General features: G+C 62.7%; 15 protein-coding genes. 2 read left to right on the top strand and 13 right to left on the bottom strand.

What is annotated here, in order from left to right; all coding sequences use genetic code 11:
- Nucleotides 1–16: 16 nt before the first annotated feature.
- The 4 genes from cyoE to SPISAL_RS01515 are packed head-to-tail and all read right to left on the bottom strand — an operon-like array spanning nucleotide 17 to nucleotide 3,307.
- Nucleotides 17–970: a heme o synthase gene (cyoE, locus tag SPISAL_RS01530; RefSeq protein ID WP_016352712.1), complete on the bottom strand. Its 954-nt coding sequence runs from the start codon at nucleotides 968–970 to the stop codon at nucleotides 17–19.
- Nucleotides 967–1,977 (bottom strand): COX15/CtaA family protein, encoded by a 1,011-nt coding sequence (locus SPISAL_RS01525; RefSeq protein WP_016352711.1) that lies wholly within the window; start codon nucleotides 1,975–1,977, stop codon nucleotides 967–969. The genes cyoE and SPISAL_RS01525 overlap by 4 nt, the downstream gene beginning before the upstream one ends.
- Complete coding sequence (locus SPISAL_RS01520) at nucleotides 1,974–2,564, bottom strand: hypothetical protein (protein WP_016352710.1); 591 nt, start codon at nucleotides 2,562–2,564, stop codon at nucleotides 1,974–1,976. The genes SPISAL_RS01525 and SPISAL_RS01520 overlap by 4 nt, the downstream gene beginning before the upstream one ends.
- Nucleotides 2,561–3,307: an SURF1 family protein gene (locus tag SPISAL_RS01515; protein ID WP_016352709.1), complete on the bottom strand. Its 747-nt coding sequence runs from the start codon at nucleotides 3,305–3,307 to the stop codon at nucleotides 2,561–2,563. The genes SPISAL_RS01520 and SPISAL_RS01515 overlap by 4 nt, the downstream gene beginning before the upstream one ends.
- A gap of 78 nt (nucleotides 3,308–3,385) precedes the next feature.
- Between SPISAL_RS01515 and SPISAL_RS01510 the strand changes: the two genes are divergently transcribed.
- On the top strand, nucleotides 3,386–3,601 hold the full coding sequence (locus SPISAL_RS01510) for a twin transmembrane helix small protein (protein ID WP_016352708.1): 216 nt from the start codon (nucleotides 3,386–3,388) through the stop codon (nucleotides 3,599–3,601).
- Nucleotides 3,602–3,603: 2 nt separating this feature from the next.
- On the opposite strand, the gene SPISAL_RS01505 is transcribed toward SPISAL_RS01510, so the two are convergent.
- From SPISAL_RS01505 to SPISAL_RS01485, 5 genes are all read right to left on the bottom strand, one after another.
- Nucleotides 3,604–4,464 carry a cytochrome c oxidase subunit 3 gene (locus tag SPISAL_RS01505; protein ID WP_016352707.1) on the bottom strand — a complete coding sequence of 287 codons (861 nt, stop codon included), beginning with the start codon at nucleotides 4,462–4,464 and terminating at the stop codon, nucleotides 3,604–3,606.
- A gap of 149 nt (nucleotides 4,465–4,613) precedes the next feature.
- Nucleotides 4,614–6,188, bottom strand: coding sequence for a cytochrome c oxidase subunit I (ctaD, locus tag SPISAL_RS01500; RefSeq protein WP_016352706.1), 1,575 nt, complete (start codon nucleotides 6,186–6,188; stop codon nucleotides 4,614–4,616).
- Between the two features lie 30 nt (nucleotides 6,189–6,218).
- On the bottom strand, nucleotides 6,219–7,085 hold the full coding sequence (coxB, locus tag SPISAL_RS01495; RefSeq protein WP_016352705.1) for a cytochrome c oxidase subunit II: 867 nt from the start codon (nucleotides 7,083–7,085) through the stop codon (nucleotides 6,219–6,221).
- A gap of 5 nt (nucleotides 7,086–7,090) precedes the next feature.
- Nucleotides 7,091–7,672, bottom strand: coding sequence for a DUF2244 domain-containing protein (locus SPISAL_RS08635; protein WP_016352704.1), 582 nt, complete (start codon nucleotides 7,670–7,672; stop codon nucleotides 7,091–7,093).
- 85 nt (nucleotides 7,673–7,757) lie between these two features.
- Nucleotides 7,758–8,657, bottom strand: a complete 900-nt coding sequence (locus SPISAL_RS01485; protein WP_016352703.1) for a methyltransferase domain-containing protein — start codon at nucleotides 8,655–8,657, stop codon at nucleotides 7,758–7,760.
- A 74-nt stretch (nucleotides 8,658–8,731) separates the two neighbouring features.
- On the opposite strand from SPISAL_RS01485, the gene SPISAL_RS01480 reads away from it, so the two are divergent.
- Nucleotides 8,732–9,454 (top strand): ComFC family protein, encoded by a 723-nt coding sequence (locus tag SPISAL_RS01480; protein WP_144060356.1) that lies wholly within the window; start codon nucleotides 8,732–8,734, stop codon nucleotides 9,452–9,454.
- Here SPISAL_RS01480 and ubiA read toward each other — a convergent pair.
- The 4 genes from ubiA to SPISAL_RS01460 are packed head-to-tail and all read right to left on the bottom strand — an operon-like array spanning nucleotide 9,451 to nucleotide 13,363.
- Nucleotides 9,451–10,332 carry a 4-hydroxybenzoate octaprenyltransferase gene (gene ubiA, locus SPISAL_RS01475; protein WP_016352701.1) on the bottom strand — a complete coding sequence of 294 codons (882 nt, stop codon included), beginning with the start codon at nucleotides 10,330–10,332 and terminating at the stop codon, nucleotides 9,451–9,453. The genes SPISAL_RS01480 and ubiA overlap by 4 nt on opposite strands.
- Entirely contained in the window at nucleotides 10,313–10,879 is a 567-nt protein-coding gene (locus SPISAL_RS01470; RefSeq protein WP_016352700.1) for a chorismate--pyruvate lyase family protein, read from the bottom strand. Before SPISAL_RS01470 ends, ubiA begins: the two co-directional genes overlap by 20 nt.
- A 12-nt stretch (nucleotides 10,880–10,891) precedes the next feature.
- Nucleotides 10,892–12,967: an ATP-dependent DNA helicase RecG gene (gene recG / locus SPISAL_RS01465; RefSeq protein WP_016352699.1), complete on the bottom strand. Its 2,076-nt coding sequence runs from the start codon at nucleotides 12,965–12,967 to the stop codon at nucleotides 10,892–10,894.
- A 3-nt stretch (nucleotides 12,968–12,970) separates the two neighbouring features.
- Nucleotides 12,971–13,363: a RidA family protein gene (locus SPISAL_RS01460; RefSeq protein ID WP_016352698.1), complete on the bottom strand. Its 393-nt coding sequence runs from the start codon at nucleotides 13,361–13,363 to the stop codon at nucleotides 12,971–12,973.
- Between the last annotated feature and the right edge of the window lie 20 nt (nucleotides 13,364–13,383).

Genomic DNA, 13,383 nt, shown 5'->3' with positions numbered 1-13,383 from the left:
CCAGAAGGGTGCCCCGCTACCCGATGAACGGGCCGATGACGATCGGCAGGTAGGCATCAACCAGCAGGACGGCGAACAGCGCCATCAGATAGACAATGCTAAAGCCGAAGGAGCGCATCGGCAGCGACGGATCTTCCGGCCGCCGCAGCATGGCGATGCCGTAGTACAGATACCGGGCGCCGAGCACGAGCGCCCCGGCCAGATAGATCAGTCCGCTCATGCCCGTCGCAAACGGCAGCAACGTCACGCCCACCAGCAGCAGCGTGTAGAACAGGATCTGCCAGCGCGTGTACCGATCCCCATGGGTCACCGGCAGCATGGGGATGTCCACGCTGGCGTATTCTTCGCGCCGATGGATCGCCAGCGCCCAGAAATGGGGCGGGGTCCACACAAAGATAATCAGGAACAGCAACAGCGCGTGGGGATCGATGGTCCCTGTGACCGCCACCCAGCCGAGCACAGGCGGTGCCGCCCCGGCTGCCCCGCCGATCACGATGTTCTGCGGCGTCGCTCGCTTCAGATACAGCGTGTAGATGAAGGCATACCCGATCAGCGAGCCGAATGTCAGGTAGGCGGTGAGCGGGTTCACCGCGAAGAAGAGCAGGCCAAGCCCGGCGATTCCGAGCGTGCCGGCAAATGCCACGGCATGGGTGGTTCTCAGATGCCCTGTGGGCAAAGGACGGCCTTGGGTGCGCTTCATCCGCGCATCGACCCGCCAGTCGACCAGGTGATTAATTGCCGCCGCCGAGCCCGCCGCCAGCGCGATACCGAGATTCCCCACGATCAGCGCGTTCCAGGGCAGTGTGCCCGGACTCGCGAGCAGCTGACCGACAATGGCCGTAAAGACCATCAAAGCCACCACACCGGGCTTGGTCAGCTCGTAATAATCCCGCCAATGCTGGAGCAAATGCTGCAGCGGTGGGGCCTGATCGGCCGTCGGGTTGGAACCGGCTTCCAGCGTTCGACTCATGTTCGTCCAAGCGGTCGACTGAAGTGGGTAACGGTGACCAGCACCAGCATCAGCACTGCTGCCCCGGCATTGTGCGCGACCGCCAATGTTAGTGGCAAATTGTAAATCACGTTGCCAATACCAATGAGCACCTGCAGGGTCAGTGCGCCCACCACCGCCAGGCTGGCTCCGCGACCGACGCCACCCGCGCGCCACAACCCCCATGCCAGCAGCCCGAGCACGACCGTCGTCACAATGGCTCCGACACGGTGCACAAAGTGGATGGCCATGCGGGCCGGATGGTCCAGCACGCCGAACTCGTAGTTCTCCCCGAGGCCGCGCCACAACACAAACCCTTCCGCAAAGTCGATATTGTCAGGGAGATACTCACCCTGACTGCAGGCTGGGAAGTCGTTACACGCCAGCGCCGCGTAGTTGGTGCTGGTCCAGCCGCCTAGCGTGATCTGGGCAATCGCCACGACAAGCCCCGCCGCGAGCAGGGCGCTCAGACCACGCTTGCCAGCGAGCACGCCAGCCCCGGGCAGGTGATTACTTCGCAGGGTCACCCACCAGAGCAACGAGAGCGTGGCTAGACCGCCCAGCAGATGCGCGGTGACGACCGCCGGCTTGAGCTGCCAGGTGACAGTCCACATGCCCAGCGTGGCCTGAAATGTCACCAACGCCACCAGAAACAGCGGGAGCTTCCAGGGCTGGCCTGGGCGCCTGCGCTGCCGCCAGGCGAAGATGCCCAGCCCGCCGATCAGCAAGCCCAGCACACCGGCCACGTAGCGGTGAATCATCTCGCGCCAGCCCTTGCCGACATCCACCGGGGTATCCGGGAATGCGGCATTGGCGGCGGCAATCGCTTCGCTGGTGTTCGGGACATCCAGATGCCCGTAGCAGCCCGGCCAGTCCGGACAACCCAGGCCGGCATCAGTGAGCCTGACCCAGGCACCCAAGACGACGACACACAGCGTCACCGCGGTCGTGAACAGGCTCATGCGATAGAACCAGGGATGGGCGCTCATTCGGCGGTTGCCTCCTCTTGTGCACGACGCTCGGCCTCTTCCTTGGACAGGCGGAGCAGTTTCTCGAGATCATCCAGCAGCCCCGCACCATCGAGGGGCGCGGCATAGCGCATGACATGATAACCGCGGTAATCCACGATGTGCGCGGCCATCGCCGCGCCCTGATGGACATTCAGATCCGCCACGGTATCCGCGTCAGCCTCCATCACCCGGATGCCTTCGGGAATGGCGGCCGGATCAACCGGCCCGTCGGCCGGCTGCAGCAAGAGCAGCTGCACGCGATCGATGTCACGATCGAGGGCGATCCGGGCGCGCGACAACGTGTCCAGCCGCTGCTCGCAGTCATCACCGCAGGCGCTCGTTTGCGGCACGACGACAAGCCAGTCCCCAGCAAACTGCAACGGCTCGCCGCGCGCCGAGCGCCACTGGCCCGGCGAGAGCTGTTCCGCGGGCTGGACCAGGTCACCGTTGTTCGTAAACCCCGCGGGGCGCCAGTCCGTAAAGACCAGCACCATAGCCGCCAGCGTCGGGACGACAAACAGGGCTAACAGGACGGGGAGCTGCCAGCGCCCCTTGATCATCGTCATCCGTTTTTACCTCTTCTCGGCGCCCGTCGTGTATTCACGACAACCCAAATCGTGGTGAGCGCGAACGCCAGCGCAAACCACTGAAACGCATAGCCATCATGGCGCTCCGGGCCAAACCGCCAGGCATCGCGCACATCCCGACGCGCCACCGTGTCGGTTTTGAGTGACCCTTCAATGAGCAGATAATCATCAAGCGGATAATCCAACTGCTCATCCATGTAGTCCATGTCCATGTACTGAATCCGCCGAGGCCACTCACCGGGGTTATCAGAGGGCGCCCCTAGACGAATGCCCACGGATGGCCCACGACCAACACGACCCGTCACTGCATCCTCAGACTCAACCGGCGGCGGCGTCGGCAACGAATCCCGACTGCCGACGATGGGAATAAACCCGCGATCCACCAGCACAGCCCCGTCACGACCCTCAAGCTTGAGTGGTGTTAGCACCCGATATCCGACCTGGTCGTCTTTAACCCGATTATCCAGATAAAACTGGTGTTCCGTATCATATTCACCGGTCGCGCGAACCCGCCGGTATTCGTCGGCATCGAGTGTTGGTTTCACCGCACCCAGTTCGAGGACCGGCGCCCGGAAGGCCTCAGCCCGCTCTGCCAGTGATGTCCGCTTTTGCTCTGCTCGATCCATTTGCCAGAAACCCAGCGTCAGGAGCAGCGGCAATAACAGCGCATAAGCCAGTGTTGGCCAAAGCCTGGGAGCGAACACAAAGCCGGCAACACGCATCGTTTATTGGACCCTCGAATCGACTGAGCGTGCCGCCATTTTGTTTTACAATCGCTCAACGCCTACAAGGAAACTGACATGGACCTCGCCATTCGAATCGCCATTCTCGCCACGCTGCTCGTCATCCTCGCGAGTCTGGGCTCGGGGCTGTTCTATCTGATGAAAGACCGAGGTGAGTCACGCCGCACGCTCAACGCACTCACCCTGCGCATCGCCCTGTCGATCATTCTGTTTTTGCTGATCCTCCTCGGCTACTTCACCGGCGTGATCACACCCAATCAGGGCCCGATCTAGCGCTAGAGGATGTAGACGAAGATATACAGGCCAAGCCAGACCACATCAACAAAGTGCCAATACCAGGCAGCGCCCTCGAATCCGAAATGAGACGCGGGGGTGAAGTGGCCTTTCATGCAACGCAGGGTAATGACCAGCAGCATGATGGTCCCGATCACCACGTGCATGCCGTGAAAGCCGGTGAGCATGAAGAACGTGGAGCCGTAGATTCCCGTATCCATACGCAGGTTCAGATGCGCGTAAGCCTCGTAGTACTCATAGCCCTGAAAACCGGTAAAGATCACACCTAATGCCACGGTGAGCCACATGAAGGTGATCAACCGGGCGCGGTTGCCCTCTTTCAAGGCGTGATGGGCCACGGTGAGCGTCATGCCTGAGGTAAGCAGGATCAGGGTGTTGATCGTTGGCAGTGGCCAAGGCCCCATCGGCTGCCAGTCTGTCGCGGTGCTTCCCGGGCCCGCTGTCGGCCACTGCAGCGCGACCGAGTCCCAGAGCACCCGACTGGTGGCAGGATCTTCGCCTGAGAGCCAGGGAACCGACAGTGTCCGGGCGTAGAATAGCGCGCCAAAAAAAGCGGCAAAAAACATGATCTCGGAGAAGATGAACCAGATCATGCCCCAGCGCAGGGAGCGGTCGACCTGCGCGCTGTAAAGCCCCTTAACGCCCTCACGAATGACGTCGCCAAACCAGCCAACCACCATGGTGATCATGATGAGCGCGCCGGCGGTAAGGACCCATAGGCCGGTACCCATGCCCTCGAGATACATCGCAATGCCCACCACGAGGGTGGTGATGCCCACGCTACCTACAATGGGCCAGTTACTGCCGTGCGGGACGTAGTAGCTACCTTCTGCCTGCGCCATGCGCTGTGCCCTCTCTCCTCGCCCTGGCGCTAAAAGCGCTCCAGGAACACACCCAAGTAAATCCCTAAGACCACCAGCGCCAGCAGGAACACCGTCCAGCGGATCCGCCGCCGCGTTCGCCGATCAACATCACGATTGACGACCATTGATCACCGAACGACGGGCGGCGTATCGAAGGTGTGATGCGGCGCCGGCGAGGGCACTTCCCACTCAAGCCCTTCCGCGCCTTCCCAGGCCCGCGCTTCCGCTTTCTCGCCCCCGCGGATGCACTTAATGAGCAACCACACGAAGATGAGCTGGGCAAAACCAAAGCCGAAGCCACCGATGCTGGAAATCATGTTCCAGTCCGCAAACTGCACCGAGTAATCCGGAATTCGCCGGGGCATACCCGCCAATCCAAGGAAGTGCTGCGGGAAGAAAAGCACGTTCACAAAGATCACCGACAACCAGAAATGCCACTGGCCCAGCCGCTCACTGTACATATGCCCGGTCCACTTCGGCAGCCAGTAATAGGCCGCCGCCAGAATGGCAAACACCGCGCCAGTCACCAGCACGTAGTGGAAGTGGGCCACCACGAAATAGGTGTCGTGGTACTGGAAGTCGGCCGGGGCGATCGCGAGCATGAGCCCAGAAAACCCACCGATGGTGAACAGAAACACGAAAGCGAGCGCAAAAAGCATGGGCGTCTCGAACGTCATCGCGCCGCGCCACATCGTCGCCACCCAGTTAAACACCTTCACACCGGTCGGGACGGCAATGAGCATCGTGGCGTACATGAAGAACAGCTGGCCCGCCAACGGCATGCCCACCGTGAACATGTGATGCGCCCACACAATGAACGAGAGGAACGCGATCGAGGCGGTGGCATACACCATCGAGCTGTAGCCAAAGAGGGGCTTGCGCGCGAAGGCCGGGATGATTGTGGAGATAATCCCGAACGCCGGCAAAATGAGGATATACACCTCAGGATGCCCGAAGAACCAGAAGATGTGCTGGTAGAGCACCGGGTCGCCACCGCCCGCCGCGCTAAAGAACGTTGTCCCGAAGTACTGATCGGTGAGCAGCATGGTGATGGCGCCAGCGAGCACCGGCATCACCGCGATCATGAGATAGGCCGTGATCAGCCAGGTCCAGACGAAAAGCGGCATCTTCATCAAAGACATGCCGGGTGCGCGCATATTCAGAATGGTCGCGACGACATTGATCGAGCCCATGATCGAACTGATGCCCAGCACGTGAATCGCAAAAATCACGAACGGGAACGCGGTGCCTGTCTGCAGCATCAGTGGCGGATACATCGTCCAGCCGCCGGCCGGGCCACCCCCCGGCATAAACAGCGTGGAAAGGAGGATCGCGAAGCCAAAAGGCAGCAACCAGAAGCTCCAGTTGTTCATTCGGGGTAGCGCCATGTCCGGTGCGCCGACCATCAGGGGGATCATCCAGTTGGCCAGGCCAGTGAAGGCCGGCATGACCGCTCCAAAGATCATGACCAGGGCATGCATCGTGGTCATCTGGTTGAAGAAGTACGGATCGACAAGCTGGAGACCCGGCTGAAAGAGCTCTGCCCGGATAACCAGTGCCATCGCGCCGCCCACCAGGAACATGGCGAGCGAGAAGAGCAGGTACATCGAGCCGATGTCCTTGTGATTCGTTGTCACCAGCCAGCGTGTCCAGCCAGTGGCCTCTTCCGAATGATGTGCCTGTTCATGCGTTGTCGTGGTCATTGCACCCTTCTCCCCTTGGGAATGCTCTATCTACCGCGCTGCGAGCTGATCGCCCGCCTCGGCGTCCGTGTCTTCGGCATCAGCCGTCGTGGCCGCGGCGTCCTCACCGCCGTGGCGTTCAGCGAGCCAGCGGTCAAATTCATCCGGCTCAACGGCCTCAATCACGATTGGCATAAAGCCATGATCGCGGCCGCAAAGCTCTGCACACCGGCCGCGATACACGCCCGGCTCTTTAATTTCGGTCCAGGTTTCATTCACGAAGCCGGGAATGGCATCGCGCTTCCAGCCAAGGTCCGGCACCCACCACGAGTGAATGACATCCGCGCCGGTAATCTGGAACTTAATGCGGGTGTCGACTGGCAGGACCAGGCGCTGGTCAACATTCTGGAGGTAGTCGGGCACCGACGCGGGCTGGATCTCGGAGCCCAGCTGCCGGGCCCGGTCACTGTCCTGATCGAGCCGACTGAGGAACTGGACGTCCTCATCCATGTACTCGTAACCCCAGAACCACTGATAACCCGTCACCTTGACCGTCATCTCGGTATCTGAGGTGTCCTCAAAGTCGACCAGCACCATGGTGGCCGGAACAGCCATCGCGACGAGGATGCCGAGCGGGATGACCGTCCAGACAATCTCCACCGCGGTGCTGTGGTGGAATGTGGCCGGCTTGACGCCGCGGGATTTCCGATGCCGGAAGATGGAGTAGAACATGGCACCGAATACGCCAATGCCAATGACCACCGTGATAGTAAAGATGGTCATGTGCAGACCGAAGATCTGCTCACTGGACTCGGTCACGCCCCGGGTCATGTTGATCAGACTGTAGTCGGCAGCTGCCGGCAGTGGCATCGCCATCAATGCGGCCGCGAGCGTTATCAGTCCTCTCCATCCGGTCATCTTATTCATCCTGTTCTGTCCCCCAGACTATGCGAGGCCCTGATAACGGGCGCTATGACCGCATCCGATTCGTGAGTCGCCGGCGCCGCGTCGTCCCGTCCCCAACTGGCCATTGGCCCGATACAGCGACTGAGCTCGCGCGCCAGGCTACGGCGCTCCTCCGGCTCCAGAAACTCGCCCAGTGTAACCTGTTGGTCCCGCGAGCGCAGCACCAGCTGGGTGTGCTCCCAGCGCCGGGGCAGACGCTTCAGAACCACCTCGGTCCAGGCGCGATCCAGCTCCCACTGATGCTCGGCCCGACCTCGGCCTTTTTCAATTCGGATGGCACCGCCATCCACCTGAATGACCTCGCGATCCAGTGATCGGCGCGCGGACACGTATAACCCGGCCCACAGTGCCAGCAGCTCAATGCCAGCAAATGGCAGCACAGGCCAAAACCCAAACCAGGTGCAGGTCAGCGCAATGGCTAAGCAGACAAAACTGATGCCGGCGAATACCCGCATTGTCTGCGACCAATCGGGGGCGACGTTGGGCGCCAGTACAAAACGGCGCCCATGGCCAGTCTCGGTCGTTGACTGCGTTGTCATGTCAGCGCTCCGGTGGCTGGGCAAAATTGATTCGACTCAATTCTAGATAACTCCACGCTCGGAGGAAAGCGCCCGCTGACGGGATTTATTCGCGTTGGCGGCGAGGCACTGACAAACTATCAAGGGGGACCCGTACCTCGCCGCGATCACCCACCACCTGCTGCTGGGCATCCGTGCCCCAGGCATGCCCGTAGGCAATTTCCCAAGTTGCCGGCAGCCGACCGTCCGCATCCCGTTGGCGCTCATAAGCAGACACCATGGCCTGCCACTGACGGGGGGTTGTCAGTCCGCCGCGCCGGCCAGCAAGCGCATTCCGCAGTCCAAGCGCCTGCAGATCGTCCACCAGCGCCCGGACATCCGGGTAGGTCAGCGTGAAGTGCTCCATATCCATCACTGGATCAGCCAACCGCGCGCCCACCAGGGCGTCTCCGATGTCGTGCATATCCACAAAGCCATGCACATGGGGCGTGGCATCCACGTGCGCCCAGGCCGCTCGCAGCTCACCGAGGGTATCGGGACCAAAGGTGGAGAACATCAATACCCCGTCCGGGCGCAACACGCGTTGCAGCTCCCGAGCCGTCACCTTGAGATCCGGCACGCGGTGCAGAGCGAGATTGGAGAAAACCAGATCAAAGGTGTCATTGCCAAAGGGCAGGCGATCCAGCCCGCCACAGACGCCCGGCGACCGACGCCAGCGACCGCTGCGCTGCCGTGCCTGCGCGACGAGCGCCGCCGACAGATCCATCGCGATGTGGCGAGCCTTGGGGTAACGGGCTCGCAACGCCGGCCCGCTTATCCCGCTTGCGCAGCCCAGATCAAGCACTGACGTAGGCTGGACGCGCACGTAATCGAGCCGCTCCACCAGGCGTCGGCTCACCTCACGATGCAATATGGCCGCCTCATCGAAGCTTGCAGCCGCGTGTTCGAGCCGCCGGCGCAGCACGTGCCCATCAAGGGCCAGAGGGTCATCAGTTACTGCGTTCATCCCTGCATGCTGCCATATTGCCCGCCTGTCAGCCGACTGGCGTTTCGCAAACTTGCGCCAACGATAATGCGCGGGTGTCAAACCAACGACCAAGCCAAGACAACGCGCTGTTCTGGAAAGCGACGCCACGCTGGGCAACCTGGCTTGACCAGCTCTACAGCGGCCGCTGCCGTTTCTGCTCGGCCCCGGCAGCCAATCCTGATCTGTGCCCGGGCTGCCGCGAGGATTTACCCTGGATTACCGCCGCTTGTGAAACCTGCGCAATGCCGCTGGCTTCTGGCGCCCCACGGTGTGCTGGTTGTCTCACACAACCGCCGCCGTTTGATCGAGCGCTTGCCCTCTGGCGCTACAAACAGGGTATCGACACGCTGATCCGGCAATTCAAGCTCAACGGTGATTTGTCAGCCGGACGGATGCTGACGGGGCTCGCCGCGATGTCACTGGCGCGCCGCAATGTGCGATGCGCCGAGCCCTTGGTGCCGATGCCACTTCACCCGAAACGCCGTCGGACCCGCGGATTCAATCAGTCGGCGTTCATTGCCGAGCGACTGGGGCCCACCGTTGCCGACACACTCGCCCGACGTCAGCGCAACAGCCCGCCCCAGCGCGGCCTCATGGCTGCGGCACGCCAGCGCAATCTCCGCGATGCATTCGCGGTGCAGGGAGAACCACCCACCTGTGTCACGATCATCGATGATGTGCTGACCACCGGCGCAAGTGCTGGCGCCCTGGCGCGCTGTCTGAAAGACGCTGGCGTCAGCCGGGTCGAAGTCCTGGTACTGGCCCGGGCGATTTAAGCGGTCAGGGCGTAATGGGCCGCAAGCCCGGCGAAAACAACGCCGCCGTAGACATTGTTATTCAGAAACGCCCGAAAGCAGCCATCCCGGCTGCGGTCTCGAATGAGCCACTGTTGCTGGACAAACAGCAGCGAGGCCAATCCCAGCGCCAAGTAATAAATCACGCCAACCCCGGCAAGCCAGCCAATCAAGGCGAGCAACACAGTGAGCAACACCTGCAACAGGGCAATCACGACCCGGTCATAAACGCCGAACAGCACCGCCGTCGATTTGATCCCGATTTTGAGATCGTCATCCCGATCCACCATGGCGTATTGCGTGTCATAGATCGTGGCCCAGACGACCGCGGCGGCAAAGATGAACCAGGCGATCGGCGGCACCGTCTGGGTTTGCGCGGCGAAGGCCATTGGGGCCGCCCAACCAAAGGCCGCGCCCAGATGCACCTGGGGCAGATGCGTGTGCCGCTTCATGAACGGATACGTCGCCGCCAGCGCCACGGCCACCAACGACAGCCAGATGGTGAGCTGATTGAGCATCAGCACAAGCGCAAAGGCCACCAGACAAAGCAATACAAACAGCCCCAGCGCCTCGCGCTCGGTGACCTGGCCTGTCGTCAGCGGCCGGTGTCGGGTGCGCTTCACGTGGCGGTCAAAATCCCGATCCGCATAGTCATTAATGACGCAGCCAGCCGCCCGCATGACCAGTACACCGGCAACAAAAATCGCCAGTACGCCCAACCGTGGCACACCCTCAGCGGCAATCCATAACGCCCAGAGCGTTGGCCAGAGCAGCAGGAAGTTGCCGATGGGCCGATCCAGGCGAGCCAGCCGCGCATACAAGGCGAGTCGGTTCCTCCAGTCAGCGGTGGCTGTTGCCATCACCCAGCTCCTCCAGCAGTTCAGACAGAAACACCTCCGTGACCAGCAGCGGGCGCCCAGCGATACGAAAGACCGAGCGACGAGCCCAGACCGGTGTTCCACCACAATTAGCGGCACGGCGCCCCAATCGGCTGTGCAAGCCCACCGGCGCAATCTCAATCGCACCGCGGCGCACCGGGTAGCGCCCGAAAAGCAGGCTGCCGAGCGGCTGCCGACCGAGGCTGCGCAAGCGCCGCAACGGCCCCCTCAGGCTGGTCGCCGGAATGACACTGCGCGCATAAATCAGCGGCTGATTCGCCCCGCAGAGCAGGACCTCTCGAAGCCAGAGCGCGCCGCGCGAACCCGACTGCAGCCGCAGACGCTCATCTGGCCAGCCCCGGCTCCAGTCCTCGCGTATCACGCGCACGGCAAAGCCCTCACCCGCCAGATCGCGCAGCCGTCGGGTCAAAGACCCTGGCTCATCAATCCATGGCTTGAGTCGTCGCGGCACCGGTGTCGCCGTCGGAACGCCCCGTGGGCGCCAATGCCGCGCACCCGGCTCACTCATCCAGTTGTTCCTTCATACCTGTGCGTAACGCTCGCCGCCACCCACCCAGCGCTGGATCAGTTCCGTGGTCGCCTCGGGGTACTCGGCAAGCAATACCGGCGCAGCGGCCTGCACGTCGTCCAGCAGATCCCCGTCGCGAATCAGGTCCGCAATTCGATAGGCCAGCGCCCCAGTCTGCCGGGTGCCAAGTAGCTCACCCGGCCCGCGGATCTCAAGATCGCGGCGGGCGATGCGAAAACCATCATTGCTCTCACGCAGGATAGCGAGCCGCGATCGCGCCGTTTCACCCAGCGGGCCATGATACAGAAGCACGCAACTGCTCTGGGTCTCACCCCGTCCGACGCGGCCGCGTAGCTGATGCAACTGGGCAAGCCCCAGGCGTTCTGCATTCTCGATGATCATGAGTGAGGCATTGGGAACGTTGACGCCCACTTCGATGACCGTGGTGGCAACCAGCAGGTCAACGTCTCCGGCCTCAAACCGAGCCATCACGGCCTCTTTCTGGGCTGCGCCAACCCGGCCATGGACCAGCCCGACCCTCAGTTCCGGCAGCCATTCACCCAGGCGCTCAGCCGTTGCTTCGGCAGCCTCCGCCTCGAGCACTTCTGACTCCTCCACCAGCGTGCAGACCCAGTAGGCCTGCCGGCCCTCGCGACAGGCGAGCCGAATGCGCTCGATGACGTCCTCGCGCCGGGCATCGGGCAGGGCAACCGTGGTCACTGGCGTCCGCCCCGGCGGTAACTCGTCGATGACAGAGGTGTCCAGGTCAGCATAAGCCGTCATCGCCAGCGTCCGCGGGATGGGTGTCGCGGTCATGACCAGCTGATGCGGCTGCGTCTCGCCGCCCCCCTTATCACGCAAGGCAAGACGCTGATGGACGCCAAAGCGATGCTGTTCATCAATCACCACCAGGCCAAGCGCATGAAAGGCCACATTGTCCTGAAATAGGGCATGCGTCCCGATCACCACCTGAATCTCTCCGGCCGCGAGGGCGCTAAGGGTCTCCCGACGATGCGCCGCGCCGGCTCGCCCGGCCACCCAGCCCACGGTCATGCCCAGTGGCTCGAGCCAGGCCCGAAAACTTCGCAGGTGCTGCTCTGCCAATAACTCGGTTGGCGCCATGATGGCCGCCTGGTGGCCTCCTTCCACGGCCAGAAGGGCGGCCAGCGCGGCGATCACCGTCTTGCCGGAGCCCACGTCACCCTGTACCAGTCGCAACATCGGCCGGGGTGCTGCCATATCCCGACAGACCTCGCTGTACACCCGCTGCTGGGCCTGTGTAAGGGCAAACCCCAGATTATTCAGAAGCCTGGCGGGCAGGCCGCCATCCGCCGTCAGTCTGGGGGCTGGCGCGTGATCACGCTGCTCGGCGCGGAGACGCAACAAACTCAGCCGATGCGCGAGCAGCTCCTCAAAGGCCAGTCGGCAAACGGCTGGATGGTCACCGTCCAGCAGGGCCTGGGTGTCCGTATCGGCCGGTGGGGCATGGACCAGCCGCAAGGCGGTCTCCAGGGTAGGTAACCCCAGCGGATCACGCACGGATGCCGGCAGCCACTCGGCAATCAGCTCACTGCGCTCCAGCGAGCCCAGGATCGCCCGGCGCAGTGGTTGCTGATTAAGCCCTTCGGTCGTGGGGTACACCGGAACGAACCCGCCATCGGGAGGTGGCGCGTCCTCGGCAACGATTTCCCAGTCAGGATGGACAATCTGCAGCGTCACGGGGCCGGGACGGGCCTCACCGAACACCCGCAATCTCGTGCCACGGGCGAGTTGGCGCTGCTGATTGCCGTAGAAGTGAAAGAACACCAGCTCGAGACTGCCACTGCCATCACTGATACGGCAGACCAGACGTCGTCGCCGCCCGCCGGTGACTTCGCTCGCCGTGATGGTGCCCTCCACCAGCGCGCGGGCACCCGGGGTCAGCTCGCCCAGTCGCAGAACCCGCGTGCGATCCTCGTAACGCAACGGCAAGTGAAACGGCAGGTCTTCGACCCGACTGATGCCCAGTCGCTCGAGACGCTCCGCGAGACGCGGGCCAATTCCCTGCAGCCGGGTCAGCGGCGTGCCGGCAACCGCGGTGCTCGCCATCAACTAGCCGCGGTCAGCGAAGCTCATGATCGCCTCGATTTCCACCATGGCGGCTTTGGGCAACTCGCGGACACCGACCGCGGCGCGCGCCGGCGTGGCGCCCTGGAAGTACTCCGTCATGATCGCGTTGACCGTGGCGAAGTGCCCCAGATCGGTCAGAAAGATCGTCAACTTGCAGATATCTTCGAGATCACCGCCAGCGGCCAGGCAGACCTGGCGCAAGTTATCGAAGACCCGTCGCGTCTGGGTGTCGATATCCGCGGGCACCAGCTCCATGGTGATCGGGTCGAGAGGGATCTGACCGGAGATGAAGACCAGATCGCCAGCGTGAACGGCCTGAGCATACGGTCCAATGGCGGCCGGTGCCTGATCGGTCTGGATGATACGGCGGGGCATGACAACTCCTTGTGACTGAC

The sequence above is a fragment of the Spiribacter salinus M19-40 genome, from assembly GCF_000319575.2.
Lineage (GTDB): Bacteria > Pseudomonadota > Gammaproteobacteria > Nitrococcales > Nitrococcaceae > Spiribacter > Spiribacter salinus.
The sequence above is the reverse complement of the archived record's forward strand: the minus strand, read 5'-3'. Positions and strand labels throughout refer to the sequence as shown.